Below are 26,449 nucleotides of genomic sequence, written 5' to 3'. Positions count from 1 at the left end.
TATTCTAAGAAGTAGGCTTTCTTTTTTTTCTTTTATATAATTTAAATGAAACTGTAAGCGCTTTTCGAACGGAGGAGGAGAAATGACAGATGTACGCCTGTGCTTTGATGTAGGGGGGACCTATATCAAATTCGGGGTTTTTACGGAGAAGAATCAATGGCTGGACCGAGGCAAAATCAAAACCCCGAGTAATACGCGGGATGAATTTTTTGCTGCCTTAGCTGCCAAAATAAAAGAAGTCGAGCAAGCGCATGTCATCGAAGGGATCGGGCTGAGTTTTCCTGGTTTCATTGATTCAGTCAATGGCCGAGCGATCATGGCGGGGGCGTTGGCTCCTTTACACGGCTGTGCTGTCGTACAAGAGCTGCAGCAGCGTTTAACCAAGTCCTATCCGATCTGGATCGAAAATGATGCAAAATGTGCTGCTTTAGCAGAACTTTCTACCGGCAATGCTGCTGACGTACAAGATTTTGTCATGATCACATTAGGCACCGGTATTGGTGGCGCGCTCGTTCATCAGCGCCAGTTGATTCACGGACATGGGTTTCGGGCAGGAGAATTCGGAATGATGATCACTGATTTTCAAGCATCTTCTTTTGCGACCCTCCATGATCTAGCTTCAACGAGAGGACTGATTGCTGCCTATCGGCGGGCAAAAGCGATTCCTGAATCAGAGGAGATTTTAGGCGAAACCATCATGCAACAGCGGTCGAGTGATCCTGAAACGCAGGAGATCCTGAAACAGTGGGCACGTTATGTCGCACTTGCGATTTACAACCTAGCTGTCACGATGAATCCCGAAAAAATACTGATCGGCGGCGGCATCAGCCAACACCCTGATCTATTAGCTATAATCAAACAAGCAATCAATGAGAACCCCCATTGGCCAGATTTCCAAGTGCCGATCGAGACTTGTCGTTACTATAATGATTCTGGTCTGTTAGGGGCGTTGACATTGATCCAACAAGGAGGAAAAAAATGAAATTTTCAGATGGCGGTTGGTTATTTCGTGAAGGATTTGATGTGAAATTTGCGGTGCATGTCTACGATGCCCGTAAAGAAGAAAACAAATTGGTTTTATATCTGCCTTATAGCTATGTCGGACATAAAGGGGCAACGCTGGATGGCGGATTGTTAACGATGGAAGTCACTACCCCTAGAAGCAATATCATTGGGATCACCCTCTATAACTATAAAGGGGTCCAAGCCAAAGCCCCCGATTTTGAATTGATGACAGAAGCGATCACTCCTGATATTTCAGAAGACGAGCAATCATATGTTTTTCGCTCGGGAGACTTGCAAGTCGTAATCACCAAAGAGGAAAATGTGACAGCTTCGTTTTATTACAAAGAACAGCTGATTACCCAAAGCAAGCCTCGCAGCAAAGCCTTAGTGATCGATCCGCAAGCAAATACCCATATCAGCGAGCAGTTGACTCTGGATGTGGGAGAAACGATCTATGGTTTAGGGGAACGCTTTACTAATTTCGTGAAGAATGGCCAAAGTGTTGATATTTGGAATGCCGATGGGGGGACTGGTACAGAGCAAGCTTATAAAAATATTCCTTTTTATGTAAGTAATAAAGGGTATGGCGTCTTTGTCAATTCACCAGATCGGGTGCAATTCGAAGTGGGGAGTGAAAAAGTTTCGCGTGTTCAATTCAGCAATCCAGGACAATCGCTGCAGTACTTTGTGATTGCCGGCGATGAGTTAAAACAAGTGATTCAGCGCTACACTGATTTGACGGGGAAACCGTCGTTGCCGCCTGCTTGGTCCTTTGGTTTGTGGCTAAGTACCTCGTTCTTGACGGATTATGATGAACAAACCGTGACGTCTTTTGTAGACGGTATGGCAGAACGTGATATCCCTCTTGAGGTCTTTCATTTTGACTGCTTATGGATGAAAGAATATGAGTGGTGCAACTTCACATGGGATGAACGAACTTTCCCAGAACCTGAAAAAATGCTGCAGCGCTTGAAAGCCAAAGGATTGAAAATCTGTGTCTGGATCAATCCTTACATTGGGCAAAAATCACCCTTGTTTGATGAAGGGATGGCGAATGGCTACTTTTTGAAACGCGCCAATGGAGATGTCTGGCAATGGGACAAATGGCAAGCTGGTTTGGCGGTCGTCGACTTCACCAACCCTGAAGCGATCGCTTGGTACAACAGCAAGCTGCGTGCCTTATTAGACATGGGGGTGGATTGCTTCAAAACGGATTTTGGTGAACGGATTCCCACCGATGCGGTGTACTATGATGGCTCTGATCCAGAAAAAATGCACAATTATTACGCCTATCTATACAATAAGGTCGTCTTTGACTTGCTGAAAGAAGTCAAGGGAGCAGAAGAAGCCATCGTTTTTGCGCGGGCAGCTTCGGTTGGTTCGCAACGTTTGCCTGTACACTGGGGCGGCGACAGTACCTCGGATTATCCATCGATGGCAGAGTCGCTGCGAGCAGGTCTATCCTTTGGATTAGGCGGCTTTGGGTATTGGAGCCACGATATCTCAGGGTTTGAAGCTGGCTCAACTCCAGACCTCTACAAGCGCTGGACACAATTTGGTCTGCTGTCTTCCCATAGCCGTTACCATGGCAGCTGGGAATACAAAGTGCCATGGGTCTATGACGACGAAGCCGTGGCGGTAGCTAAAGCCTTTACCAAGTTAAAACTGTCCTTGATGCCTTACTTGCAAGCCCAATCGGTGCTAACCGCTCAAACGGGGATTCCGATGATGCGAGCAATGGTCTTAGAGTTTCCTGAAGACGAGATGACCCATCATTTGGATCGCCAATACATGCTGGGGGAACACCTTTTAGTGGCGCCCATTTTTAATGATCAAGGAACAGTCTCCTTTTACGTACCGAAAACGAAGGGGCATTGGATCGACTATTTATCTGGCAAAGCATACGAGGGCGGACGCTGGTACCAAGAAACCTATGACTATTTCCACTTGCCACTGTTAGTCCGACCAAATCAAGTCATTATCGAAGGCCATGAACAAACCAAAGCAGTCTATGACTATGCCCAACAGCCAACGATCCATCTTTTTGATCCGCAAGACAAGACCGCTGCCGCTATCTATGATCACCACGGTGAGTGGCTTGGCGAGGTGGCTGTCGAAAGAGTCGATCAAGAACTGATCGTCAAGCTGACTGGCATCCAGCAAGCATCCTTGCAGATACACACGACTGCTGGAAAAACGAGCCATGAGCTGACGGCTGACCAAACCACGATAAAGGAGTTTTAGATGCCCATGCGAACCATCACGAATCCAATTTTACCTGGATTTCATCCAGATCCCAGTATTTGCCGTGTCGGTGAAGACTTTTATCTGGTGACGAGTACCTTTGAATATTTTCCTGGATTACCAATCTATCAAAGTAAAAACTTGGCAGACTGGCAGCTGATTGGCCATGGACTTTCGCGAACTGAGCAGTTGCAGCTACCGACGAAAAACCCCAATGCTTTTGGTCTGTATGCCCCAACCTTGCGTTTCATCAAGGACCGCTTTTACCTCGTTTGTACTAACGTTGGCGCAAACGAAGGAGGAGAAGGCAATTTTCTGATTTGGACGGATGACATCGCTGGTGAATGGTCTGACCCGATTTGGCTGGACACCCCTGGGATCGACCCGACGATTTTCGTAGATGACGATGGGCAGACCTATTACTTAGGCACCCATAAGGAGATCTATCTGCGGACGATCGATTTGGCTTCTGGAGAACTAGGCCCGCGGCAAAATATTTGGACGGGCAGCGGAGCGGCTGATCCAGAAGGCCCCCACTTGTATAAAAAAGACGGTTATTACTACCTGTTGATCTCCGAAGGCGGAACGTCCTATGGGCATATGCTGACCATGGCCCGCAGCCGTTCCTTGACGGGACCCTATGAAGCATGCCCCAACAATCCAGTGATGACCAATCGCAGTACGAATCTGCCACTGCAAGCCGCAGGGCATGCGGATCTCGTGCAAGATACTAAAGGCAACTGATGGGCAGTCTGTCTAGCAGTACGCCCCATCAGCTATCCTTTGAGGCATTTGTTAGGGCGGGAAACATGCCTGCTGCCAGTGGACTGGTCAAACCCATGGCCGGTGTTTGGCGAGGAAGGTCATCTACCAGAAACCATTCAGGTAGACACAGCAGCGGCACCAAAGGAAACACAAAAGAAGAGCAGCAAGCCTGATTACGTGACTTTATTCGAATGGGACCCGACGTTGATTGAAGAAGAGCCGCATGGCTTCTTGCTGCATCCTAATCAGACGGGTCTGTCTGATCAAGGCAAACTTGCGGCTGTGTTCCAACGGCAAACCGCCTTTGATCAACAATTTCAAGCAACCTTTGATTGTCGGCAACTAACGGATGGACAAGCGGGATTGACGGTTTTCTTAAATGCCACCCATCACTATGAGGGCTACCTGGAAAAAACGGCGTCCAGTCAGCAGTTAGTTTTCCGCCGACAAATCGGTTCCCTATGGAAAGTGGAAAAGAAACTGCCTTATGCAGCAGATACAGTCACCTTGCAGCTGAGCGCAGATAAAGAAACGTATCGTTTTTCTGTTGTTGATGAGCAAGGACAAGCACAGCCTTTAGGTAGTGGAGAAACAAAATATCTGACTACTGAAGTTGGCGGTGTCTTTACTGGGATCATGGTAGGCTGTTACGCCAGTGCTTCTTCACCACAACAAACCGTTCATGTGCGGGATTTCTAATCAATCAAAAGCCCCCCTTCGATTTCTGAAACAGGAATCGAAGGGGGGCTTTGCTGTTTTAGTGAGGAGAAGATGAATCTTGGCTTAGATCGTGGATCCGCAAGGTGACTTGTGTGCCGCTGCCCAACACACTCTCGATCGTCAAGCCGTATTCAGGTCCATAAAACATTTTGACCCGATGATTGACGTTGGCTAGCCCAATGTTCTTTTTGGCATGGGTGGAGGGCGTCTTGATTTTTTGCTGCAAGTGTTCGAGTTTTTCTGGTGGTATCCCGCTGCCGTTGTCTTGTACCACGATCACCAGATCATGGCCGTCTTTGGTGATCGTCAAACGAACAAACCCTGGATAGGTGATGCCTTCCAAGCCATGGGAGATGGCATTTTCCACCAATGGTTGAATCAGGAGGGGCAATATTTGGACTTCTTTTTGGTCGATCTCATTGGAGACTGAATAAGAAAAGTTGACTCGATCGCCAAAGCGCATCCGCTGGATCTTGACATATACGTGAACGGCATCTAAGGACTCTTCTAAACTCGTTCGCTTGGTTCCGTGGGCTTCTAGCGTATAGCGCATCGATTTTGCCAGTAACTTGATGGCATAAACGACGTCAGAATTGCCAGAAGTCAGCGCCATCATGCGAATCGTTTCTAACGTGTTGAACAAAAAGTGGGGATTGATCTGCCCCGCTAAGATATTAAATTCCATTTGCTGCTGCTGAGTCAACAGCTCTTGCTGTGCCAGACGCGAACGGTAGATCTCTTCTTCTTTTTTCTTGATTCGTTGAATGATCTTGTGGAAATCAAGAGAGATCTGTGAAATCTCGTCTTCGCCGCTGATATTTTGAAAGAAATCATAATCCTCGATCGAGGCAAAGTAGACCGCCTGCTGCAGTTGAGAGATTCGTTTGGTAAAGAATCGAGCAAAGAGAAAGACGATGATGAAAGTAGTGATCAAAATCACCAAAACGATCGTGCTCCACCGGATCAGATTGGTGCGTAGATTGCTGTAGGCATTGGTATCCGCACTATAAATCGTGATGATGTCTTCTTTGTTACTCATGGGTAAGGTGCTTTTGGTGAGCATCACCTTGGTACCATCATTTTTTAAAAAGGCAGCACTCGTTTGCGGCTCAGAAAGAGCTGTCAGCTGTCCCGGTTCCCCAACTTGATTGATTTTGTCGCTATAAAAGATGACATCATCATTTAACTGTAATTCCAATTCATAGGATGAATTACGAAGTCGGTTACTGAGATAATTGTAATCGACTTGGATCTCCAAAACGGCTGTTTCTTTTGATAAAGGCAAAGGTAACGTTTTATAAAGACTCAAACGATTTGCTTTGTAATCCTCTGGCATCGTCATCAAAAAAGCATCGGGTTGCTTGAGCGCTCGTTGGTACCAGGCGGTCGCTTGAATCGTGTCATCTGCCTGTTGAAAATATTTATAGTTCGGAATGGTTTGATTCGTCGTATAGATGGTTAATTTCGCAATCGAGGTTTGAAGATTTCTGATCTCATCTAGCTGATCATAGCTATTGATGTCCACAATCGCTTCTTGATCGTCAAGGTAATTGGCAGTTAAAAGTTGACGTAGATGGGTATCGTTTGATAAGGAACTCGCCGTGTTGGTCAGCGTGTTTGTTGTATCAAAAAGAACAGATTTGACACGCTGAGCATTCAACTCTGCCAAGTGTTGGTAATTGCCTGTCAGCTGTTTGGTTGAATCGTAGACCAATAAGAGACCTATAGTCACTGTGGATAAAAAAACAACAGGTAGATAAAGAATGAACAATTGTCGCCGAATGGAAAACTGACTCAGACGACGAAAAAGTGAGAGATGACTGATTCTTTTCATGCTTGTTGATTACGAAAGATAGAAAGCAACAGGAACGAACTACAATAAATAACAAAAGAAAAGCCGAAAATCAACAAGAGAAATTTAAACAACGGAAATAAAACAACAAAACAAAACGCAGCGATAGGAATAAGTGCGAGAGCTAACGAACGGACAGGGTCCGCGATCGGTAACAGAAACGCATTTTTTAGTGTTTGCCTAAAGCTGTTTTCATAACGTCCAATTAAGGCAAGGCAATAGACTAACACAATAAACAGATAAATAGCTGTAACAATTAGAACGAAAGCAAAAATACTGGCAAGAATGGTTTTTGAGGAAAACCAAAACAAGCTACTATACAGTAGTGCTACCATGGGGAGCCCAAGAAGGAGAAAACTACCGGTGGCTTTCATAAAGTTTGCTCGTAGCGCTTGCACATAGCCTACAATCAATTCACCACGCTCCTCATCCGCATAACGAATCGTCACTTCATAAAGGGCAGCTGTCGCAGCACCAATCGTAATAATTGGCAAACAGCTAATGATATATAGTAAATTTAACAATGTAAATTGTGAAAAAACGGTGGTTATTTTGTACAGTTGACCGTCAGGATTGTACTTCATTTTTATCCCTCCAAAATTGATATATTCCTATAGTACTCGCAAAAAACAAATTTTGAAAGCCTTACCATTCGAGCGGTTTCTAGCGAAAACATTGATAGATCAACGTTCTTTATAAATAAAAGAAAAATGAAGTCTAAAATGTACGGATTGACCTCTATTTTTCACAGGTGGCAAATAAGCATTCAGGTGCTAGTATTAAAAATGTAAAAGCGGTTACAAAAAAAGGGGGAGGAAAATGGAAAGTAAACTAAGCAGTGTCCCAAGAAAAAATAAGCGGGTGACACGAGAAGGGAAGATTTTGTTTTTATGTATCGTTCCCTTTCTGATTCTCGTGTTTTTGTTCTCTTATTTTCCTTTGCATGGATGGATTTATTCACTTTATGATTACAAACCAGCATTAGGTTTAGCTCGCAGCGAGTTCGTAGGCTTCAAATGGTTTCGACTTCTTGTCTCTAGTCCAACACAAGTGGATCAGATCGTACAAGTAATGAAAAACACCTTTGCCATGAGTTTTTTAGGGATCGCCACTTCGATCCTACCAGTAGGCTTCGCCATTTTACTGAACGAAATCAAGTGCAAATGGTTTAAAAATTTGGTCCAAACGCTGACCACGCTGCCGAATTTTATCAGTTGGGTTTTGGTGTATACGATTGCCTTTAGCTTGTTTTCTTCAACAGGGCTGGTAAACACGTTGCTGCAAGAATGGGGCTTCGTTACCGATCCAGTCAAATTTTTGGATAGCGGCAATCATACGTGGCTGATGATGTGTCTTTGGAATATTTGGAAAGGCTTGGGCTGGGGTGCCATCATGTATCTTGCAGGCATTTCAGGAATTGACCCCGAATTGTATGAATCGGCACGAATCGATGGGGCGAATCGTTTCCACCTGATGCGTCATATCACACTACCTGCCTTGATGCCGACGTTCCTTGTGATGTTGATGCTGTCTATCGCCAACTTGCTGAACAACGGAATGGATCAGTACTTTGTCTTCCAAAATGCATTCAATCGAAACACGATCCAAGTCCTCGATTTGTATGTCTACAATTTAGGGATGGGCGGAAATAGTCTATCGCTAGCGACCGCGATCAGTATGCTAAAAAGTGTCATTTCTGTTGCCTTGTTAGCCATCGTCAATATTGCTTCGAAAAAAATTCGGGGGACATCCATTATTTAGAAGAGGAGGATATCAATGGAACTATCGATTAGTGAAAAGAAAAAGGCGAAAAAAGTACGCAAACGTGAAAATCTGACGTTTAGTATCCTCAATTATACCTTTTTCTTTTTGATTACGTTGATTTGCGCGTATCCCTTTTATTACTTGATCATTAATTCAATCAGTAATAATGAGTTGAGTGCATTAGGTCAAATTCGCTTTTTTCCACAAGAGATCCATTTTGAAAACTATAGTCAAGTGTTACAGCTAAAAGGATTGCCTCTAGCCGCAACAGTTTCGGTGGCTAGAACGGTGATTGGTACCGCCGCGACTGTCTTAGCTTCAGCGTTTTTAGGCTTCATGTTTACCCAAGAAAAAATGTGGAAACGAAAATTTTGGTATCGCTTTGTCGTAATTACAATGTATTTCAATGCAGGGTTGATTCCATTATTCATCACGATGAAGACATTAGGTTTAACGAATAATTTTTGGGTCTATATTTTGCCGGCTGTCGTTCAGCCCTTTAATATCATCTTGGTGAAAACCTATATTGAGTCGATCCCCAAATCATTGCAAGAAGCAGCTGAAATGGATGGAGCTGGCATCATTCAAGTATTCTTTCGGGTAATTTTACCCAACTGTACGCCGATTTTAGCAACAGTAGCGATTTTCTCGGCAGTGGGTCAATGGAATTCCTTCCAGGATACACTGATTTACATTACGGATCAAAGTCTCTACTCCTTGCAATACCTTCTTTACACGTATATCAATCAAGCCAATTCGTTGGCACAAATGGTCAAAAATACCTCGGGATCACTTTCCAGCATCGCTTCAGCAGCAACAACGCAGACGCCGACGTCGATCCGCATGACCGTTTCAGTCATTGTTGTTTTACCAATCATGTTCATTTATCCGCTATTCCAGAAGTATTTTGTTAAAGGAATTATGTTGGGTGCGGTGAAAGGCTAATAAAAAGAAAGAGGGAAGAAAATGAAAAAAATGTCCAAATATGTAACAACAGGTTTGTTAGGCATGACATTGCTAGGTAGTTTAGCCGGCTGTGGAGGAGCGGCTGAATCTGAGACAGATGCTGCTTCCAGTGAAAGTGGCTACGATGAAACGATCACGATCGATGTCTATAATGGGCTAGCCAACTATATGGGAATGCAAGAAGGTTGGTTTGCCAAAATCGTGCGGGATAAATTCAATATGGAATTGAACATCATCGCACCAAACGTTGCTGGAAACGGTGATACCCTTTATCAAACGAGAACGGCAGCAGGCGATTTGGGTGATTTGATCATTGTTGATAATGGCCAACAATACAACGAATTGGTTGAAGCAGGTTTGTTGACCGATGCGAGCGAGTATTATGAAACTATGGAAAACGTTCAGCGCTTCGATGCGGCTGTTCAAAATCTAAACAAAGATGCCGATGGGCTGTATGGCTTTCCAACTTCTGTTTCTACCTTAAAGGCCACCGATCCTTCAGAAGGATTAGATCCTACATTTGGTGCTTATGTGCGTTGGGATCTTTATGGGGAGCAAGGATATCCAGAAATCGGGACATTGGAAGACCTACTTCCTGTGATTCAAAAAATGCAAGAAGACAATCCAACAACAGATTCTGGCAAAAAAGTGTATGGGTTTTCTCTATTCAGCGATTGGGACGGCAACATGATGAATGCAGGCAAACAGCTGGTCACCTATTATGGGTACGATGAATCAGGATTTGTCTTGGCAAAAGCGGATGGTTCTGATTATCAAAGCATTCTCGATAGTGATTCTGAATATATTCGCGCACTTAAGTTTTATTTCCAAGCCAATCAAATGGGCTTAGTGGATCCAGAATCAACGACGCAAAATTACGATACACTTTTTGCCAAATTCCAAGAAGGACAAGTCTTATTCTCATGGTGGCCTTGGTTAGGTCAAGCGGCTTTTAATACGACTACGAACTTGACTGAAGGAAAAGGCTTTATGTTGGCACCGATTCAAGACCAAAAAATCTTCTCTTATGGTGCGGAAGTTTACGGTGGCAAACAATTTATCGGGATCGGTTCTAATGCCGAAGACCCAGAGCGAATCGCAGCCTTCATTGACTGGCTCTACTCATCAGAAGGTGTGTTAGCAAATTCTTCTCAAACAAGCGGCAGTAGTGGTCCAGAAGGGTTGACTTGGGAAATGAAAGACGGCGAGCCTGTCTTAACTGAGTTCGGAAAACAAGCATTGCTAGATGGTGATGGGGATGTGCCAGAAGAATACGGTGGCGGAAGTTACAAAGATGGCGTATCTGCACTCAACGTCAATACGGTATTACCGATCGATATCAATCCTGATACAGGCTTCCCTTATGCTTATACGATGTGGGAAAGCTACCAAAATGAAACAACCGATCCTGTAAAAGAAGATTGGTCAAAAAATATGGGTGGTGCAGAATCCACCATTGGCTATTTAGAGGAGAACGACCAATTGTTAGTTGCCCCTGGTGCCAGCTATGTAGCGCCAGAAGATAGTTCAGAGATCTCTACGTTGCGTAACCAAGCCAAAGCGACGATCATCGAGTACTCTTGGCGAATGGTTTTTGCCAAAGATGAAGCAGAATTTGATCAATTGCTAAAAGAAATGCAAGAAACAGCAGATGGTCTTGGCTATCAAACCGTTTTGGAATTTGACATGAACAATGCAAAAGATCAAAACGAAAAACGGATAGAAGTAGCGAAAGAATTTGGAGACTAATCAAAAACAAACAAAGAATCGCTCGAGTGATTTGCCAACGGTTCCTTGGCAAAAGTGAGTATACAGCCTTTGGATAAGCAATCACTTAAGAAGATTGATCCAGCACCAGCGGATCAGTCTTCTTTCTTTAAGGAGGAAAACAATGATAGTGGAAAAAAAGATCGTTTGCTTTTTATGGGGGATTCGATCACAGATAGCAATCGAAATTATCAAGCGATACCCGCAGGTTGGTCTTCATGGGGGGACGGCTATGTTCATCTGATCAACGCCTATACCACAGCATTACTCCCGCAAATGGAATTAATGATCGTCAACCGGGGTGTCAGTGGGGATACGGTTGTCGATTTGAAGAAGCGCTGGAAGGATGATGTGTTGGCATTTCAACCAGATTGGGTAACGATCATGATCGGTGTGAATGATGTGTGGCGGCATTTTGATGGAACCTTTGCTCAAACGGAACTAGTGGGGATCGAGAGATTTGAATCAGAGCTGCGTGATTTGATCGAGCAGACCTTGTCAAATGTCAAGGGGATGATTCTTTTGAGCCCGTTTATGGTTGAAGCCAACAAAGAAGATCCATTAAGAAAAATGCTTGCCAATTACCAACAAGTGCTTGCCAAAGTAGCGCAAGAGTATGGTATCCTTTTAGGGGATACGCAGGAAAAGTTTGATGATTTTTTGCTTTATCAATCATCCTATGTCTTAAGCAGTGATCGCGTGCACCCCTCGACTGCCGGACATGTGTTGATTGCAAAAACATGGCTGGAAACAGTCGGTATTTTGGAGGAAAAACAATGATCACAGTAGAAACGATCCAGCAAGTCGCACATCAAGGCCCCTTTTTTCCAAATTGGCAGTCATTGGGCGCTTTTGTTCTACCGGAATGGTTCCGCAAAGCAAAATTTGGGGTCTTCATTCATTGGGGACTGTACAGTGTTCCAGCCTTTCACAATGAATGGTATTCAAGAAATATGTACATCAAAGGCCACCCAGAATATGATCACCATATTGAAACATATGGTCCACAAAAAAACTTTGGCTACAAAGACTTTATTCCGATGTTTACCGCAGATAAATTTGATGCAAATGAATGGATTCGCTTGATCAAACAAGCCGGTGCCAATTATCTTTTTCCCGTTGCAGAACATCACGACGGGTTTCAGATGTATAAAAGCGAACTGTCTGAATGGAATGCGTCAGTTATGGGGCCGAAAAAAGATATTCTTGGGGAACTAAAAGAAGCAGCAGAGGAGCAAGGCCTGCATTTTTGTACCTCATCTCATCGTGCCGAACATTGGTTTTTTATGGGACACGGTAAGGATTTTGACAGTGATATCAAGGAGCCGTTGGCAAAAGGCGACTTTTACTGGCCAGCGATGCCAGAGCCAGACCATGAAAGTCTCTTTAGCGAGCCATACCCGTCAAAAGAATTTTTAGATGATTGGCTGCTTAGAACCTGTGAACTCGTCGACAACTATCAACCAGAGCTGCTGTATTTTGATTGGTGGATCCAACATGAAGCCTTCAAGGAGCATTTGCAACTTTTCGCTGCTTACTATTACAATCGTGGGGCTGAATGGGGCAAACAAGTTGGTATTTGCTACAAGCACGATGCCATGATGTTTGGTAGCGGTATCGTGGAGATTGAACGGGGGAAATTTGCCGAACCACAACCTTTTTACTGGCAAACAGACACAGCAATCGCTCGTAATTCATGGTGCTATACCACGACATTGGATTATAAAACAACACGTGAGATTTTACAGGATTTGATCGAAGTCGTCAGTAAAAACGGCAATCTCCTTTTGAATATCGGGCCGAAAGGGGATGGTTCGATCCCAGAAAAAGATCAAGCGATCTTAAAAGAAATCGGTGCGTGGCTGGATGTAAATGGTGAAGCCATTTATGAAGCGAAACCATGGCGCAAAGCAGGGGAAGGGCCCACGACCGTAGTTTCGGGCCAATTTCAAGAAGCACAGGCGACGACATACACGAGCCAGGATTTCCGCTTTACGGTTCAGGGGGATGCGTTGTATGCGATTGGCATGGCAAGTCCTGAGAATGGACACGCAAGGATCCAAGCACTGGCCCAGTCTAAAGACCAAAATTTGCCAGAATTTCACGGCATCATCAAAACCGTCACGATTCTAGGATACGAAGAACAGCCTGTTGATTGGCAAGTGACCGATGAAGGCTTGCAACTAACTTTTGAACCAATTGAAACCGACCAACCAATTGTCTATAAAATTACAATGAAATGAGGCGCAACCCGTGATACATGAAAAAAGATCTGCACTTTTACCAGAAAGCCAAGCAAGTTTAACTACCTATGTCATCGAAAATTCTCCTGAAATGGAACCAGATCGTGTCCGACCAGCTGTCATCATCTGTCCTGGCGGCGGCTATGAAATGTTGTCGGATCGAGAAGCGGAACCTATCGCCATCAAAATGATGAGCTTTGGTTTCCAAGCCTTTGTGTTGCATTATAGTATCAAACCGGCTGTCTATCCGTTAGCCTTAAAGGAATTGGCTGCTGCCGTTCGTCTTGTCCGCACCAATCATGACACCTGGCACGTCGATCCTGAAAAAATCATCGTTGCTGGTTTTTCAGCTGGTGGCCATTTAGCTGCTAACTTGGGTGTGTCTTGGCAGCAACCTTTTCTAGCAGAGGCTTTACAAGGAGCCAATGAAGAATGGCGGCCTAACGGGTTACTGTTGAGCTACCCAGTATTATCTAGTGGAGAACTTGGGCACCAAGATTCCTTCCGTTCATTATTAGCAGATCGTTACGAAACAGAAAAAGCCGTCTTGTCTTTAGAGACTTTAGTCAATGAACAGACACCACCAACGTTTCTTTGGCATACGTTAGAAGATGGATTAGTCTTGGCGGAAAACAGCCTCCTTTTTGCCGAACAGCTGCGCAAATTTAATATACCTTATGAGCTACACATTTTCCCTCGGGGCGGTCACGGGTTAAGTTTAGGAACGCCAGAAACCGCCAACAGCGATCAACACGGGATCGAAGCGTCGGTTGTCCGTTGGCCAGAATTATTTGCTGATTGGGTAAAATGGAATTTTTGAGAAACGTTTAATGATCGAAAGAAATAAGCCATTGTCTGCTCAGTTCAGACAATGGCTTTTCTTTTCGTTGTTATCAGATAGTTTATTCAGCTGAAAAGACAACCGTTCCTTGATAAAAACTTTTGCTGACGAAGCCTTTGCGGGCAACGAATTCTGCCGTACAAGCAGCTGGTGTCAGCAAGAAATCAGCCGAATCACCAACCTTAGGCCATTGCTGCGCACCGTTTTTATCTAAGGGCACTTTGCCATCAGTAACCAGACCTAGGGCTTGCGTCAAGTCTTCCTGACTTTTGACGGCAAAAATCTCTAAATAGCGCGCCAGCTTTTCTTGTAAAGAACCGTCGCCAAGAGAAGACCAAGAATCATAGACATTGTCGCAACCGATATGAACAGCCACGCCATAGCTTTGCAATTCCTTCAGTGGCGGGATCGTTCCTGGGCTGATGGGAATACTTGAAATGATATGGAGCTCTAAGTCTGCTAAGGCTTGAAAGACTTCTTTGCGTTCTTCTCCCTCAAAGTCATTTAGACCAAAGGCGTGACTGATCGCCACTTTTCCTTGCATATTGAATTCCTTCGTCAAACGAATCATTTCTTTGACGGTCGCTCTGCCAGCTTCTTGCCGATCATGAAGATGGAGGTCAATCCCGACATGTCCTTTTTGAGCAAGTTCAAAAGTTGTCCGTAAGGAAGCCTGGTAATCTTGATCGAGTGTATAAGGATCAACACCGCCAATAAAAGATGCTTTGCCCGTTGCTAAGGCTTCTTCAATTAAGGAAGCAGCATCTGAGCGCAGCAAGCCATGTTGGGGAAATAAGACCAGCTCTGAACCAAAAGGCTGTTCGGCAACGAATTCAGTGATCGCATCAAAATAACGCAGCTGAGTCATTGGTTCAATATCGATATGTGAGCGGAACATCACCGCACCATGAGGCAGTTCTAAATCAATCAGCGCTTGTCCGCGTTCTTTGATCGATAACGGCAAGGCATCTAATTGGGGAATCTCAGTTTCAAATCGTTCCACCAAGCTAGCTGCCGGCGTTACTGGACGCCAAGGAGTACCTAATTTACTTTTGTCCAAATGACAATGTTTTTCGATCAATCCTGGCAACAATAACTGATTTTCCCCATCAATGATCGTCGCTTCGCTTGATGCCTGCCATTCGGTCATCGGCACGATTTCCGCTATTTTTCCATCATTGATCCCGATTGCTGTATTTTCTGTTTTGGTTCCATAAGACCAATCGCCTTCTTTTAAATAACTCGTCTCAAGTTGTACATTTGTAAGCCATAAATCCAAGAAATCGCCTTCTTTCGTGTTTGCTTCATGGTATCATATATTCGCTGCTCGGCTCTAAAGAGATGCTTGTGGCAAAAGGACGAAGTGCTGAGCCTTGCAATCATTGGCTAGAAGTGTAGGATAGAAACTAAGTGAAGATAACGAGGAATAAACCAAAAGACTTGGAGGATAAAGGATGAAGAAAAACGACTTTCTATTGACAGCTGATGAGCTGTCCCATCAGAAAATGGAGTATCTAGAAACATTGTTCGCTTTAGGAAATGGGCAAATCGGCGTCCGTGCAGGGCATCCTTTGAAGGTCAATCAACTGTATCCAGGAAATCCTGGGGCGTTTGTCAACGGCTTTTTTGACAGCGAGCCGATTCAGTATGGCGAATGGGCTTATGGGTATGCAAAAGAACATCAAACGATTTGCAAACTGCCCAACTTGCGTGGAGTTATTTTGAAAATCGGCGAGGAGGATTCTTCGGTTGAGGAATGGCAAGTCGAACGAACCCAAATGAGTCTTAAATTAGCTGATGGGGTTCTAACGGAAAGTTACCAGATCACTACTCCGACTGGAAAGTCTTTTGAGTTGGGGTTAACTTCGTTTGCGTCAATGACGCGCAGTGAACTCTATGTTTGTCGCTATGAAGTGATAACAGCCGATTTTTCAGAACCGATCGAACTCTCCCACACATTAAATCAGCAATTCTCTGTCAATAAAACAGATGATCCTCGAGTTGCCAGTAAGAATCATCAATTGGAAAAAGAACAAATGGGCGCATACCAAGTATGGACAGCACCAAATAGTCAAAAGAAAATCGCTATTCAGCTACATCAAGAAAAGCAGCATTTGACTGTTGGAGAACCGTCAACTTCGATTTTTCAGGTCAAATTGTTGCAAAGGATTGGTGAGACACCATTTCAGCAGAGCGTCGACAAGTTTTCTGTCTTATTAAAAGAACAAGCGGATTACTATCAATCTTTCTGGCAAGCCAGCGATATTCAAATTGTGGGTGATGACTATTTGCAAAAAGGGATCCGTTTCAATTTGTTTCATTTGAACCAAGGTGCAGGGCGGGATGGGAAAACGAATTTCGCCGCAAAAGGGCTTACGGGTGAAGGATATGAAGGACATTATTTTTGGGATACAGAAATGTATCTACTGCCTTTCTTCATTTATACGAACCCCGAGATAGCCAAAAGCTTGCTTTCCTATCGTGCAAGTATTTTGCCGCAAGCCAAAAAACGAGCAAAAGAATTGAATCAAGCTGGGGCATTGTTTGCTTGGCGTACGATTGACGGTAATGAAACGAGTGCCTATTATCCAGCAGGTACAGCACAGCTGCATATCAATGCCGATATCGTTTATGGCTTTCAATTATATGAACGTATCACGGGTGATCAACCCTTTATTGAAGAAATTGGTCAAGAAGTCGTTTTTGAAACAGCGAAATTCTGGTTTCATTATGGCACGTTTGTTGTAAAAGAAGGACAAGAGCGGTTTTGTATTCATGGAGTGACAGGACCAGACGAATACAGCGCTTTGGTAAACAACAATTTTTATACAAACAAAATGGTACAAAATAACTTACGCTATGCGGTCGAATTGGCCAAACGATACCATGTCTATCAAGAATTGATTGCCGATTGGGAAAAAGCAGCTGACCTGATGTACTTCGGTTACGATGAAGAGCGGCAGCTAACGAAACAAGATGATTCCTTCTTAGATCAAGCGCTGTGGCCATTTGAGGAAACACCTGCTGAGAATTATCCGCTTCTGCTTCACTATCATCCAATGATCATTTATAAGTATCAAGTATGCAAGCAAGCAGATACGGTTTTAGCAGAGATGCTGTTTACCCATGAATTTTCAGCAGATCAATTAACAAGAGACTATGACTATTACGAGCAGGTGACGACCCATGACTCCTCGTTGTCTCGTTCAATCTTTAGTGTGATGGCTAGCCGAATCGGCGACACTGAAAAAGCGTATCGCTACTTCATGGATACCGCACTGATGGATCTCAATGATTTGCAAAAGAATGTTGTAGACGGTGTTCATGCTGCCAATATGGGCGGCAGCTGGTTGAGTTTGATTTATGGTTTTGCTGGTCTGACCTATGATCGCGGACTTCACTTGGCGAATCATTTGCCACAGAAAATCGAATCACTGACCTTTACGATCACTTATCAGCAAGAAGCAATCAGAGTGAAGCTTCAAGGGGGAGAAATCGAATGCCAGTTACAGCCGAATAGTAAATTAAAGGTGGTGGAGGATAGGAATGGCCTTTGGATTAAATAGAGGACTTGCTTATAATGACTATCTACTATCAAGAATAGAAAAAATAATAAGACTACAATCAATAGTAGAGGAATTTAGATGATATACAAAAAATCCCATACCGCACTTTTGATCATCAGCAATACGATCACGATCATCCCGTATCTTTATTTTTTATCTTTGAGCAAAGAGCAGTCGCTAAGTGCAGCATTAGCCTTTGCGCTCTTTTATACCTTTCGCATGACAGGGGTCTTTTTCTTACAGACGCTTACGGCGCTTTTCGCACCATCATTGTTAGCAGCCAGTGTCTTGATCGGCGGCGCCGGCGCATTGGTGGGTATTTTGAGCACTTGGTGGAGCGCTGCACTCTTGCCAGCTGCTAGTTTGTTGGGGATCAGTGCTTCTTGGCTGCCGCCAGCTGACCTGATGGTACGCCAAAAAGTCAAGCTCACTGAACAGCCGCTGAAAAATGATTGGAAGGAGGCGCTGTTCTTTCTTTTCGTTTTACTCTTTGCCTTACGGTTGCCTGATGACCTTCAAGGCATTGGCCTATTTGGCAGTTATTTTGCACTCTTTGTGCTGGCAGCTAAGAGTAGCCAAACCTTCAACAACCTCCCAAAAAGACCGTTGATGCAGCGCAACCAGTTATTCAACAAGCAGTTTTTGTTGTATTTCTTTTTCTTTCTCTTACTGTTTGGCTTGCGAGCAGCAAGGCTGATCAAGTCGAATGCCCTGTTTGAATGGGCGATCACTGGTTTCTTGTTTCTCTTTACTTTGATGCTGATCACTTTAACGAAACGCAGTAAGTCGTGGAGACAGCCGCTTCACTTGAACATTCTCACCTTTATTCGGGGAGTGATCGGTAACTTTCTTTTTCTTTTCGGCTCGGTGTATGTTACCGGTCGATTTGGAGCACAAGCGCTAAGCACTCACGTTTACTTACCATATGCACTGGGCCTTTTTGGTGCCATGTTTCTCGGAGGAAAACTTGCTCATCGTTTAGAAAAGCAGCTGGTACCAACATATTTACTTGGGCTGATGGCAGGTGTTCTTCTGTTCAGCAGCGACACACTGATTCCAATAAGTTTATTCGTCATTAGCTTCTTTAATGCGGGATTGAATCAATGGCTTACGAAACAGTATTTGGCGGCAAAACCGGAAGCAATTGAGCAGCAGAGTTTAGCCAAGTATGCCACACAAAACAAAGGGAGTCTGGTACATCAATTTCTTTTGATGACACTCCTGTTCATCATTCTTCGTTTTGAACATCAGCCGCTGGCTTTCTTGTTTCAGCTATCAGGAACGACGGCAACGAATCAGACCTCAAGGATCCAAAGCTTTTTAGAGCCAGCAAAATGGGGCTCGATTGCAGGAGTAATCTGTTTGCTAATAGGCGGACTGGTGGTTTTTCGTAGGAATCGTAAAGAGAAATGATTTGGAGTTGATTCGGTGTAATCGACAAAGAGAATGTTAAGTAGTTTTGTATCAACTAGAAAAAAGATGAAACCAATTATAGGGAATAAAGTCTAAGAAAGAATAATGAACGGTAACTTGAATCGACAAATGATAGCATATATGCTATCATTTGTGTATGGACAAACCTAAGTTTGAGTTTTATGAGCGACCAAATGGACACAATGAATTTATTGAGTTTTTTGAACAGTTACCTGAGAAAGACCAGAAAAAAATGTTAGCAGTCATTGCGAATGTGGAAGAACATGGAATACTGATCGCTCAAAAAATGAAATGGGTGAAAAAACTGGGAGATAACCTATTTGAGCTGAGATCAGGAATGGGAGGAAACATTCAAAGAGCTTTATATTTTCATTGGCTAGGTTCTAAATTCATTATTACCCATGGTTTCACCAAGAAAACGCAGAAGACGCCAATTCCAGAAATAGCAAAAGCGATAGAGATCCGAAAAGAATTTGAGGAGGAGATCAAAGATGCCAACAGTTAAATTCAATGATTTTTTAAAAGAAAAAATGAAAGACACTGAATTCAAAGCTGAATATGAAGCTGAAAAAGCGAAACTTGCTAGTGCTGTAGCATTGATGAAAGCGCGAGAAAGTGCAGGACTCACACAAAGAGAACTTGCAGAGCTCGCCGCTGTTCCTCAGTCAACCATTGCACGTATTGAGAGAGGGGATAATACAAGTTTCGAAACATTATCCAAACTTGCTTCCGCCCTCGGAAAAACCCTGACCGTTAGTCTAGTTTAGGTAACGCCTTAGTTATAGATAAACCAAGCGAATATTCTCAAAAAGCAGACACTGTCTTATTTCTAGACGGTGTCTTTTTTTTGAAATCGCATAAAAACCGAACGTTCAGCGTTTTATCTTCCTTTATGATAGTGAATTTTATTGCACTATTTTCGAATAGCGTTAAAATAAGAACATCGTGTTAGTGAAAAAGGAACATTAAATGAACGGCTTTTTCCTGACAATGTCTTAAAGAACGGGGGAAATCAAACAAATGGCAACCATTCGCTATTTTAAAGGAGATGTTTTCCATACGCCAACTGATGGAAAACTAGAATATATAGAAGAAGCTTTGATTCAAGTCGATGACGCAGGGATCATCGTAAAAGTGACTGCCAAAACAGATCAAGGGTATGAGGTAGAGCTGGCAAAAGCATCAGAGAATCTTCAGGCTTTATCTGAAGGCCAGTGCTTTTTACCAGGGTTTGTCGATCTGCATGTCCACGCACCACAATGGCCGCAAGCAGGGATCGCGTTAGATGAACCGTTAAATGTCTGGTTAGATGAATGCACGTTTCCACTGGAGGCAAAATATGCCGATCCAGCATTTGCCAAAGCTGTCTATCAAGATTTGGTGGCACAGCTATTGGCAAGAGGAACGACAACGGTTCTTTATTTTGCAACGATCCATCTAGAAGCGAGTCTTCAATTGGCGAAGACTTGTGCCACTCTTGGTCAACGGGGATTAGTCGGAAAAGTCGTCATGGACGATCCCCAAGCCAATCCTGCTTTTTATCGAGACGCGTCAACAGAAGAGGCATTAGCGGATACAGAACGTTTTATTCAAGAAGTACAAGCAATCGCAAAGACCGCACCTCAAGGCGTTTATCCTGTGGTCACTCCGCGATTTGTCCCCAGCTGTACCGATGAAGGATTGGCAGGGTTAGGCGCATTGGCTGAAAAATATGATGTCCATGTTCAGACCCACTGCAGTGAAGGGCAATGGGAACATGACTTTGTTCAAGAACGATTTGGTAAAACGGATACCGAAGTGCTGCAAGATTTTGGCTTGTTGCGTGAAAAAGCAGTGATGGCTCATGGCAATTTCATCAGCCCAGCTGACGGCGCTCGTTTTGTTGAAACCGGCGCCGCAGTTGCGCACTGTCCCATTTCAAATGCCTACTTTGCCAATGGCGTGATCCCAATCAAGCGCTTGAAAGAACAAGGAGTCACGATTGGTTTAGGAACGGATATCTCCGGCGGTTTTTCACCGAGTTTGTATGACAACATCAAACAAGCTGTGATGTCTTCGAGAATGTTAGAAGATGGCGTGGATGTCACGCTTCCTCAAAACACACGAGGAGTAGCTGATTCTCGTATATCCGTGATCGATGCGTTCTCATTGGCGACAAAAGGCGGCGGTGAGGCACTGAAATTACCAGTAGGTGTCATCAAAGAAGGGTATGCGTTTGATGTGCAAGTGATCGATACGCGACAAAAAGAAAATCCTTTGCCTGACTTCGGTGTGTTCACCTCACCCGAAGCAAGATTACAAAAAATCCTGTACTTAGCAACGATGCAAAATATTCGCCAAGTCTGGGTCCAAGGAAAAAAAGTACACGAAAAATGAGGAGAATGAGACAGTGGAATCAACGAAAAACAAACATTTAACGATCGGAATGAATGAAGACATTCCCTTTGGTCAAGCAGTACTTTTAGGATTACAGCATGTGTTGGCAATGGACGTGTATGTGCCGCCATTTATTATCGCAACCGCGGTGGCGATGTCCTCTTCAGACGCATCAGGTTTGATCCAATCGACCTTTTTAGGAGCAGGGATCGCTTCTTTGATCCAAGTCCTCTTTTTCTTGAAATTACCCGTATGTCAAGGACCATCCTTTGTACCCGTTGGAGCGATCATCGGTATTTATTTTGGTGCCAACGGCATGGACACGGTGTTAGGTGCCAGCATTGTTGGTGCCGCAGCAGTCATTTTACTAGGTTTTACTGGCATCTATAAGTATATCGTTCGTCATTTTATTCCTACGATCGTCAGTGGAACGATCATCATGATCGTTGGTTTGACGCTGCTGCCAACAGCATTTACTAGCAATATCTATCCTGCCACTGAAACTCTAAGTGCCAATCAAAACATGTTGTTAGCTGCGATTACTGCTGCGATTTTGATCTTGTTTTCCATGTTAGGCGATTATTTTCCAGGAATGGGAAAATACTTCCGAATCAGTTCGGTCATTATTGCTTTGGTTATCGGTACCGTGATTGCTTCCTTTATGGGAGGCGTTGATTTTCAGTCGGTGGCGGATGCTTCTTTCTTTAGTCTGCCAAAACTGGTATTTCTAAACTATGGCCTGCATTTTGATGTTTCAGCGATCTTAACGATGCTAGTGATCTATATGGTTCTCCTAGCAGAAACAACAGGAACTTGGTACGCGGTCAGTTCTGTGACAGAAGAACCTGTTACGGATGAACAGATCAATAAAGGCGTGATCGGTGAAGGGTTAGGCTGCTTGGTTGCCGCCTTAGTTGGAACGACACCTGTAACTGGTTATTCTACCAATGCAGGGATCATTTCGATCACAGGGGTTGCTAGTAAAAAAGTCTTTGTGATGGCGTCCGTCTGGTTTATCCTATTGTCCTTCATGGGAAAACTTTCAGCCTTGATTCACGCAGTACCTTCTGCTGTCATCGGCGGCGTGTTCGCGGTCGTCTGCGTCATTATTTTGTTGAGCGGCTTTCGGGTCATTAAGAATGAAGAGTTTTCCGAGCGGGAGTTGTATATTATCGGGGTACCGTTGATTATTGCCATCGGCTTGTTGTTTATGCCAGCAGAAATCAAAGAATCTGCGCCTCAATTCTTACAATATTTATTAGATTCACCGATTGCTTTAAGCGCTATTGCGGCGATCGTCATGAATAAATTGATCCCAGTGAAGAAAAAATAGAAAGTAAATGAGGAATGAGACCTTGTCTCGTTCCTTCTTTTGTTACAATCCTGTGTAAAAAGAGGGTTTTTTGTAATATAGGAAAGGTTTTCTAAGGTTAACTGGTTTACCTGAAAACAAAATAACTGTAATGTTGAAAATTACAGCAGAACAAAGCTTGATATGATAGGATTCTCAAATTCTTACGAAACGTAAGGCAACTGTCGTTTTCGTAATCATCTGTAATGAATTCTTTACCTATGAAATATTCTTCGATGTTAGACTTGTTTATGCGCTTGAGTCATCTCAAATGACGCAAAATGAGTTTCAAAGAAGGAGATTTAATTATATGAAGTCTTTAAAAACTGTTTTACTTAGTACAGCTGTCCTTGCCGGTTTCGGCCTTTTCTTAGGTGGGAAAGACGCCTTTGCAGACGAACAATACACTGTTCAATCTGGTGATACATTATCAACAATCGCTACTAACTTTTATGGTTATAGCTCTGATGATACGATCAATGCGATCGTTGAAGCAAACGAGATTGCTGATAAAAACTTGATTTTTGTTGGGGAAGCATTGATCATCCCTACAGATGGCACTGCAACTTATACAGAATCTGCAAGCACGACTGCTGCAGCAAGTGTACAACAACCAAGTGAAGCAGCAGCTTCACAATCAAGCAACACACAATCTGCTGCAAGCACACAAAGCAGCTCAAGCTACAGCTCTTCAGCTAGCGGCTCAGAAGCTTCAGCAAAAGAATGGATCGCCAACAAAGAATCTGGTGGTTCTTACACAGCGACAAACGGACAATACTATGGCCGTTACCAATTAACCAACTCTTACTTAAATGGTGACTATTCAGCTGCTAACCAAGAAAAGGTTGCCGATGAATATGTTGCATCACGTTATGGTTCTTGGTCTGCTGCCAAAGCATTCTGGGAAGCAAATGGTTGGTACTAAGATTCTCAAATGAATCTTGTCCGTGACATCTAGTAATCAATTGCCCTTATTGGCGAGTACAACTTACTCGCTGATGAGGGCTTTTTTGTGTCCTCTGAGAAAGGTGAATGAATGTAACGCCGCTTACAGCTGCATGTAACGTCATTATCAGTCGACATGCCACTGATAAAAAATCCCTTTTTCCACGACAACCATGTATAATAGTAGGAAATAGAGCAGCAAGCGATTCAATCTGTCAAAATTGAGACAGAAAATGGCGATTTTGATAGCAGAAAGTGGGGGACACACAATGAGTACATCGATTGAAGAAAAAATTGCACAAAAAATGCAGCGATTTCAAGCATTTGGGGAAGGCTTGCCGGGAGCCAAAGTCTATTATCGCGAAGATTGGGATGCAATCTACTTTGATTTAGTAGGAAAGCAGTTTGGAATCATGAGTCCACAACCAGAAGAAACAGCGTTTTTGACTTTGAAAAATCTGCCCGAGGTCAACGAAACGCTGCGAGAGCAATTTCCTGACGTCATCATTCCAGGGTATTATGCCAATAAGACCCATTGGAATACCATCAAGTTGGCATCTGATGCCTTGATGGAAGAAAACATCGAACAAATGATTTTGGTTTCCTACGATTTAGTCAAACAAAAACTGACAAAAAAACAAAAAAGTGAGCTGGAAAACAGCGAATCGTAAGTCAAAGATTTAGCGACAAAAAATAATCAAACCAGTATCGAGGATCATCATAATCCCTTTACTATTCGTTATTTTCGACAACATTTATGCAATATTTTCAAAGAGCTTTCATGAAAGCTCTTTTTGTTTTATTTGTTCGCTTGTTTCCCGTCGTGATCCATGGTAAATTGTTGTGCAACCGAAATTTTTTGGCAGTCTTTTCTGCTAAACACAAAGGAGTGGTACGTATATGGATCTGGTCTTACGCCATGTCAAAAAGTACAAAGCGGCAACCGGCATTGCCTTATTATCGGTCATTTTAATGGTCGTTGCTGCATTATGGCAGCCGAAGCTCTTGCAGCAAGTGCTAGAATCAATTATTACCGAAAACAATGATGAAATGAAAAAAATTGGTGTGCAGCTGATTGGGCTAGCATTGCTAGGCCTTGTTGCAGGGATTATCAACACGATTTTTTCTGCGAAAGTGGCGCAAGGCGTTAGTGCCGATATTCGGGAAGAGATGTTTCGGAAAATCCAGACATTCTCATTTGGTAATATCGAAACCTTCTCGGCAGGAAACCTAGTGGTGCGCTTGACCAATGACATCACGCAAATTCAAAACTTAGTGATGATCTCGCTGCAATCGTTGTTTCGCATCCCGTTCTTATTTATCGGTGCCTTCATTTTGGCGATGACAACCATGCCGCAACTTTGGTGGATCATCGTCTTACTAATTATCGCTGTCCTAGTGATTACGGCACTCTCCTTTACACGGATGGGCAAACACTTTATGATCATCCAGAACTTGATCGACAAAATCAATGGGATTGCCAAAGAAAATTTGATGGGGATTCGTGTGGTGAAATCTTTTGTTCAAGAAGAAAACCAGCTACAAGGCTTTTCCAAAGTCAGTGAAACGTTAACGAAGCATAATATTATCGTAGGAACCTTGTTCTCTGTAATGATCCCCTCCTTTATGCTGGCAGCCAACTTAGCCGTCGTCGGCGCGATCTTCTTTGTCAGTGATCTAGCGAAAGATGATCCAACCTTGATTGGGGGAATTGCCTCATTCATGAATTATTTGATGCAAATTATGATGGCGATCATTATCGGCGGCATGATGATGATGATGACATCGCGGGCTGCAGTTTCGCTAAAACGGATCAAAGAGATTCTAGATACCGAACCGGATCTGCAATACCAAGATGTCCCAGAACAAGAGTTGTCTGGAAGTGTCGCTTTTGAAAACGTCAGTTTCCGTTACCCTGGGGATGAAAAAAATGCCCTAACGGCTATCAGTTTTACCATCAAACCTGGCGAAATGATTGGGATCGTAGGGGCGACTGGTGCCGGCAAATCAACACTGGCGCAGCTGATTCCTCGTTTGTTTGACCCAACGGAAGGTGTCGTGCGAGTTGGCGGCGTTGACTTGAAAGAAGTCAATGAACAAAGCTTGCGTAAAACGGTCGCTTTTGTCTTGCAAAAAGCGATCCTCTTTTCAGGAACGATTGCCCAAAACTTGCGGCAAGGGAAAAAAGACGCCTCAGAATCTGAGATGTCTCGCGCAACGGAAATCGCTCAAGCCAGTGAATTTATTCAAAAATTGACCGCTGGGTTTGAAGCGCCGGTCTCCGAGCGCAGCAGCAATTTTTCTGGAGGGCAAAAGCAACGCTTATCGATTTCTCGAGGAGTGATCGGTGAACCGAAAATTTTGATTTTGGATGATAGTACGAGTGCATTAGATGCTCGTTCAGAAAAATTGGTTCGCGAAGCGTTTGAAAAACAATTAAAAGACACGACAACGATCATCATCGCGCAAAAGATTGCCTCTGTTGTGAAAGCCGACCGCATCTTCGTTTTAGATAATGGACGTCTGGTTGGTGAAGGAAGCCATGAATTTTTAGCCAATAACAATGCCATCTATCAAGAAATCTTCGCAACACAGAAAGGAGAGGAGTAA

The 26,449-nt window shown here is 43.6% G+C and carries 22 protein-coding genes; 19 read left to right on the top strand and 3 right to left on the bottom strand.

The features are described 5' to 3' along the window. Window positions 1-82 precede the first annotated feature (82 nt). Genes ACI3E5_RS05835 through ACI3E5_RS05820 form a run of 4 tightly spaced genes read left to right on the top strand, consistent with a single transcriptional unit; the run spans window position 83 to window position 4,713 of the window. A complete protein-coding gene (locus ACI3E5_RS05835; RefSeq protein ID WP_087627926.1) occupies window positions 83-982 on the top strand; it encodes an ROK family protein in 900 nt (299 codons plus the stop codon). Beyond that, complete coding sequence (gene yicI / locus ACI3E5_RS05830) at window positions 979-3,249, top strand: alpha-xylosidase (protein ID WP_428211705.1); 2,271 nt, start codon at window positions 979-981, stop codon at window positions 3,247-3,249. Before ACI3E5_RS05835 ends, yicI begins: the two co-directional genes overlap by 4 nt. After that, window positions 3,250-3,993 carry a glycoside hydrolase family 43 protein gene (locus tag ACI3E5_RS05825; protein ID WP_498821023.1) on the top strand — a complete coding sequence of 248 codons (744 nt, stop codon included), beginning with the start codon at window positions 3,250-3,252 and terminating at the stop codon, window positions 3,991-3,993. It begins immediately after the preceding gene. Window positions 3,994-4,041: 48 nt separating this feature from the next. After that, complete coding sequence (locus ACI3E5_RS05820; RefSeq protein WP_498821021.1) at window positions 4,042-4,713, top strand: beta-xylosidase family glycoside hydrolase; 672 nt, start codon at window positions 4,042-4,044, stop codon at window positions 4,711-4,713. 58 nt (window positions 4,714-4,771) lie between these two features. Here ACI3E5_RS05820 and ACI3E5_RS05815 read toward each other — a convergent pair whose 3' ends face one another. Together ACI3E5_RS05815 and ACI3E5_RS05810 are read right to left on the bottom strand one after the other, a co-directional pair. Continuing rightward, the gene (locus ACI3E5_RS05815) at window positions 4,772-6,568 is read right to left on the bottom strand and encodes a sensor histidine kinase (protein ID WP_087627923.1); all 1,797 of its coding nucleotides are present in this window, start codon (window positions 6,566-6,568) and stop codon (window positions 4,772-4,774) included. After that, the gene (locus ACI3E5_RS05810; RefSeq protein ID WP_074933222.1) at window positions 6,565-7,170 is read right to left on the bottom strand and encodes a YesL family protein; all 606 of its coding nucleotides are present in this window, start codon (window positions 7,168-7,170) and stop codon (window positions 6,565-6,567) included. Before ACI3E5_RS05810 ends, ACI3E5_RS05815 begins: the two co-directional genes overlap by 4 nt. A 235-nt stretch (window positions 7,171-7,405) precedes the next feature. Between ACI3E5_RS05810 and ACI3E5_RS05805 the strand changes: the two genes are divergently transcribed. The 6 genes from ACI3E5_RS05805 (at window position 7,406) to ACI3E5_RS05780 (ending at window position 14,146) form a co-directional block, all read left to right on the top strand. Then, the gene (locus ACI3E5_RS05805; RefSeq protein WP_005228459.1) at window positions 7,406-8,347 is read left to right on the top strand and encodes an ABC transporter permease; all 942 of its coding nucleotides are present in this window, start codon (window positions 7,406-7,408) and stop codon (window positions 8,345-8,347) included. Window positions 8,348-8,362: 15 nt separating this feature from the next. Further along, window positions 8,363-9,295: a carbohydrate ABC transporter permease gene (locus ACI3E5_RS05800; RefSeq protein WP_005228460.1), complete on the top strand. Its 933-nt coding sequence runs from the start codon at window positions 8,363-8,365 to the stop codon at window positions 9,293-9,295. A gap of 21 nt (window positions 9,296-9,316) precedes the next feature. After that, the gene (locus ACI3E5_RS05795; RefSeq protein WP_142964579.1) at window positions 9,317-11,065 is read left to right on the top strand and encodes a type 2 periplasmic-binding domain-containing protein; all 1,749 of its coding nucleotides are present in this window, start codon (window positions 9,317-9,319) and stop codon (window positions 11,063-11,065) included. 174 nt (window positions 11,066-11,239) lie between these two features. After that, a complete protein-coding gene (locus ACI3E5_RS05790; RefSeq protein ID WP_142964725.1) occupies window positions 11,240-11,863 on the top strand; it encodes an SGNH/GDSL hydrolase family protein in 624 nt (207 codons plus the stop codon). Next, entirely contained in the window at window positions 11,860-13,326 is a 1,467-nt protein-coding gene (locus ACI3E5_RS05785) for an alpha-L-fucosidase (protein WP_016608389.1), read from the top strand. Before ACI3E5_RS05790 ends, ACI3E5_RS05785 begins: the two co-directional genes overlap by 4 nt. Window positions 13,327-13,336: 10 nt before the next feature. Then, window positions 13,337-14,146 carry an alpha/beta hydrolase gene (locus ACI3E5_RS05780; RefSeq protein ID WP_016608388.1) on the top strand — a complete coding sequence of 270 codons (810 nt, stop codon included), beginning with the start codon at window positions 13,337-13,339 and terminating at the stop codon, window positions 14,144-14,146. Window positions 14,147-14,228: 82 nt separating this feature from the next. Here the strand turns inward: ACI3E5_RS05780 and ACI3E5_RS05775 are convergent, their stop codons facing one another. Next, complete coding sequence (locus ACI3E5_RS05775) at window positions 14,229-15,446, bottom strand: amidohydrolase family protein (protein ID WP_142964580.1); 1,218 nt, start codon at window positions 15,444-15,446, stop codon at window positions 14,229-14,231. Window positions 15,447-15,621: 175 nt separating this feature from the next. Here ACI3E5_RS05775 and ACI3E5_RS05770 point away from each other — a divergent pair, with 175 nt between their 5' ends. The 9 genes from ACI3E5_RS05770 to ACI3E5_RS05730 all read left to right on the top strand — a co-directional run bounded on the left by ACI3E5_RS05770 (window position 15,622) and on the right by ACI3E5_RS05730 (window position 26,449). Beyond that, window positions 15,622-17,733, top strand: coding sequence for a glycoside hydrolase family 65 protein (locus ACI3E5_RS05770; protein WP_086337926.1), 2,112 nt, complete (start codon window positions 15,622-15,624; stop codon window positions 17,731-17,733). A 78-nt stretch (window positions 17,734-17,811) separates the two neighbouring features. Further along, window positions 17,812-19,146, top strand: coding sequence for a hypothetical protein (locus ACI3E5_RS05765; RefSeq protein ID WP_142964581.1), 1,335 nt, complete (start codon window positions 17,812-17,814; stop codon window positions 19,144-19,146). A 157-nt stretch (window positions 19,147-19,303) separates the two neighbouring features. Further along, complete coding sequence (locus tag ACI3E5_RS05760) at window positions 19,304-19,672, top strand: type II toxin-antitoxin system RelE/ParE family toxin (protein WP_142964582.1); 369 nt, start codon at window positions 19,304-19,306, stop codon at window positions 19,670-19,672. Further along, window positions 19,659-19,934, top strand: coding sequence for a helix-turn-helix domain-containing protein (locus ACI3E5_RS05755; RefSeq protein ID WP_005228477.1), 276 nt, complete (start codon window positions 19,659-19,661; stop codon window positions 19,932-19,934). Before ACI3E5_RS05760 ends, ACI3E5_RS05755 begins: the two co-directional genes overlap by 14 nt. A 253-nt stretch (window positions 19,935-20,187) precedes the next feature. Continuing rightward, window positions 20,188-21,543: a guanine deaminase gene (gene guaD / locus ACI3E5_RS05750; RefSeq protein WP_142964583.1), complete on the top strand. Its 1,356-nt coding sequence runs from the start codon at window positions 20,188-20,190 to the stop codon at window positions 21,541-21,543. Window positions 21,544-21,592: 49 nt separating this feature from the next. Beyond that, window positions 21,593-22,876, top strand: coding sequence for a uracil-xanthine permease family protein (locus tag ACI3E5_RS05745; protein WP_016612741.1), 1,284 nt, complete (start codon window positions 21,593-21,595; stop codon window positions 22,874-22,876). 328 nt (window positions 22,877-23,204) lie between these two features. Then, window positions 23,205-23,819 (top strand): aggregation-promoting factor, encoded by a 615-nt coding sequence (gene apf, locus ACI3E5_RS05740; protein ID WP_498821016.1) that lies wholly within the window; start codon window positions 23,205-23,207, stop codon window positions 23,817-23,819. A 289-nt stretch (window positions 23,820-24,108) separates the two neighbouring features. Then, the gene (locus ACI3E5_RS05735) at window positions 24,109-24,510 is read left to right on the top strand and encodes an MmcQ/YjbR family DNA-binding protein (protein WP_010749917.1); all 402 of its coding nucleotides are present in this window, start codon (window positions 24,109-24,111) and stop codon (window positions 24,508-24,510) included. Window positions 24,511-24,739: 229 nt separating this feature from the next. Beyond that, on the top strand, window positions 24,740-26,449 hold the full coding sequence (locus ACI3E5_RS05730) for an ABC transporter ATP-binding protein (RefSeq protein WP_060791424.1): 1,710 nt from the start codon (window positions 24,740-24,742) through the stop codon (window positions 26,447-26,449).

The organism is Candidatus Enterococcus avicola, assembly GCF_047470845.1.
Classification (GTDB): domain Bacteria; phylum Bacillota; class Bacilli; order Lactobacillales; family Enterococcaceae; genus Enterococcus_D; species Enterococcus_D casseliflavus.
The sequence above is the reverse complement of the archived record's forward strand: the minus strand, read 5'-3'. Positions and strand labels throughout refer to the sequence as shown.

What these genes read in the sequence shown, in the direction of transcription:
- ACI3E5_RS05835 (WP_087627926.1), top strand. Translation starts at nt 83, where the DNA reads ATGACAGATGTACGCCTGTGCTTTGATGTAGGGGGGACCTATATCAAA.
- yicI (WP_428211705.1), top strand. Translation starts at nt 979, where the DNA reads ATGAAATTTTCAGATGGCGGTTGGTTATTTCGTGAAGGATTTGATGTG.
- ACI3E5_RS05825 (WP_498821023.1), top strand. Translation starts at nt 3,250, where the DNA reads ATGCCCATGCGAACCATCACGAATCCAATTTTACCTGGATTTCATCCA.
- ACI3E5_RS05815 (WP_087627923.1), bottom strand. Translation starts at nt 6,568, where the DNA reads ATGAAAAGAATCAGTCATCTCTCACTTTTTCGTCGTCTGAGTCAGTTT.
- ACI3E5_RS05810 (WP_074933222.1), bottom strand. Translation starts at nt 7,170, where the DNA reads ATGAAGTACAATCCTGACGGTCAACTGTACAAAATAACCACCGTTTTT.
- ACI3E5_RS05805 (WP_005228459.1), top strand. Translation starts at nt 7,406, where the DNA reads ATGGAAAGTAAACTAAGCAGTGTCCCAAGAAAAAATAAGCGGGTGACA.
- ACI3E5_RS05800 (WP_005228460.1), top strand. Translation starts at nt 8,363, where the DNA reads ATGGAACTATCGATTAGTGAAAAGAAAAAGGCGAAAAAAGTACGCAAA.
- ACI3E5_RS05795 (WP_142964579.1), top strand. Translation starts at nt 9,317, where the DNA reads ATGAAAAAAATGTCCAAATATGTAACAACAGGTTTGTTAGGCATGACA.
- ACI3E5_RS05790 (WP_142964725.1), top strand. Translation starts at nt 11,240, where the DNA reads ATGGGGGATTCGATCACAGATAGCAATCGAAATTATCAAGCGATACCC.
- ACI3E5_RS05785 (WP_016608389.1), top strand. Translation starts at nt 11,860, where the DNA reads ATGATCACAGTAGAAACGATCCAGCAAGTCGCACATCAAGGCCCCTTT.
- ACI3E5_RS05770 (WP_086337926.1), top strand. Translation starts at nt 15,622, where the DNA reads ATGAAGAAAAACGACTTTCTATTGACAGCTGATGAGCTGTCCCATCAG.
- ACI3E5_RS05765 (WP_142964581.1), top strand. Translation starts at nt 17,812, where the DNA reads ATGATATACAAAAAATCCCATACCGCACTTTTGATCATCAGCAATACG.
- ACI3E5_RS05760 (WP_142964582.1), top strand. Translation starts at nt 19,304, where the DNA reads ATGGACAAACCTAAGTTTGAGTTTTATGAGCGACCAAATGGACACAAT.
- ACI3E5_RS05755 (WP_005228477.1), top strand. Translation starts at nt 19,659, where the DNA reads ATGCCAACAGTTAAATTCAATGATTTTTTAAAAGAAAAAATGAAAGAC.
- guaD (WP_142964583.1), top strand. Translation starts at nt 20,188, where the DNA reads ATGGCAACCATTCGCTATTTTAAAGGAGATGTTTTCCATACGCCAACT.
- ACI3E5_RS05745 (WP_016612741.1), top strand. Translation starts at nt 21,593, where the DNA reads ATGAATGAAGACATTCCCTTTGGTCAAGCAGTACTTTTAGGATTACAG.
- apf (WP_498821016.1), top strand. Translation starts at nt 23,205, where the DNA reads ATGAAGTCTTTAAAAACTGTTTTACTTAGTACAGCTGTCCTTGCCGGT.
- ACI3E5_RS05735 (WP_010749917.1), top strand. Translation starts at nt 24,109, where the DNA reads ATGAGTACATCGATTGAAGAAAAAATTGCACAAAAAATGCAGCGATTT.
- ACI3E5_RS05730 (WP_060791424.1), top strand. Translation starts at nt 24,740, where the DNA reads ATGGATCTGGTCTTACGCCATGTCAAAAAGTACAAAGCGGCAACCGGC.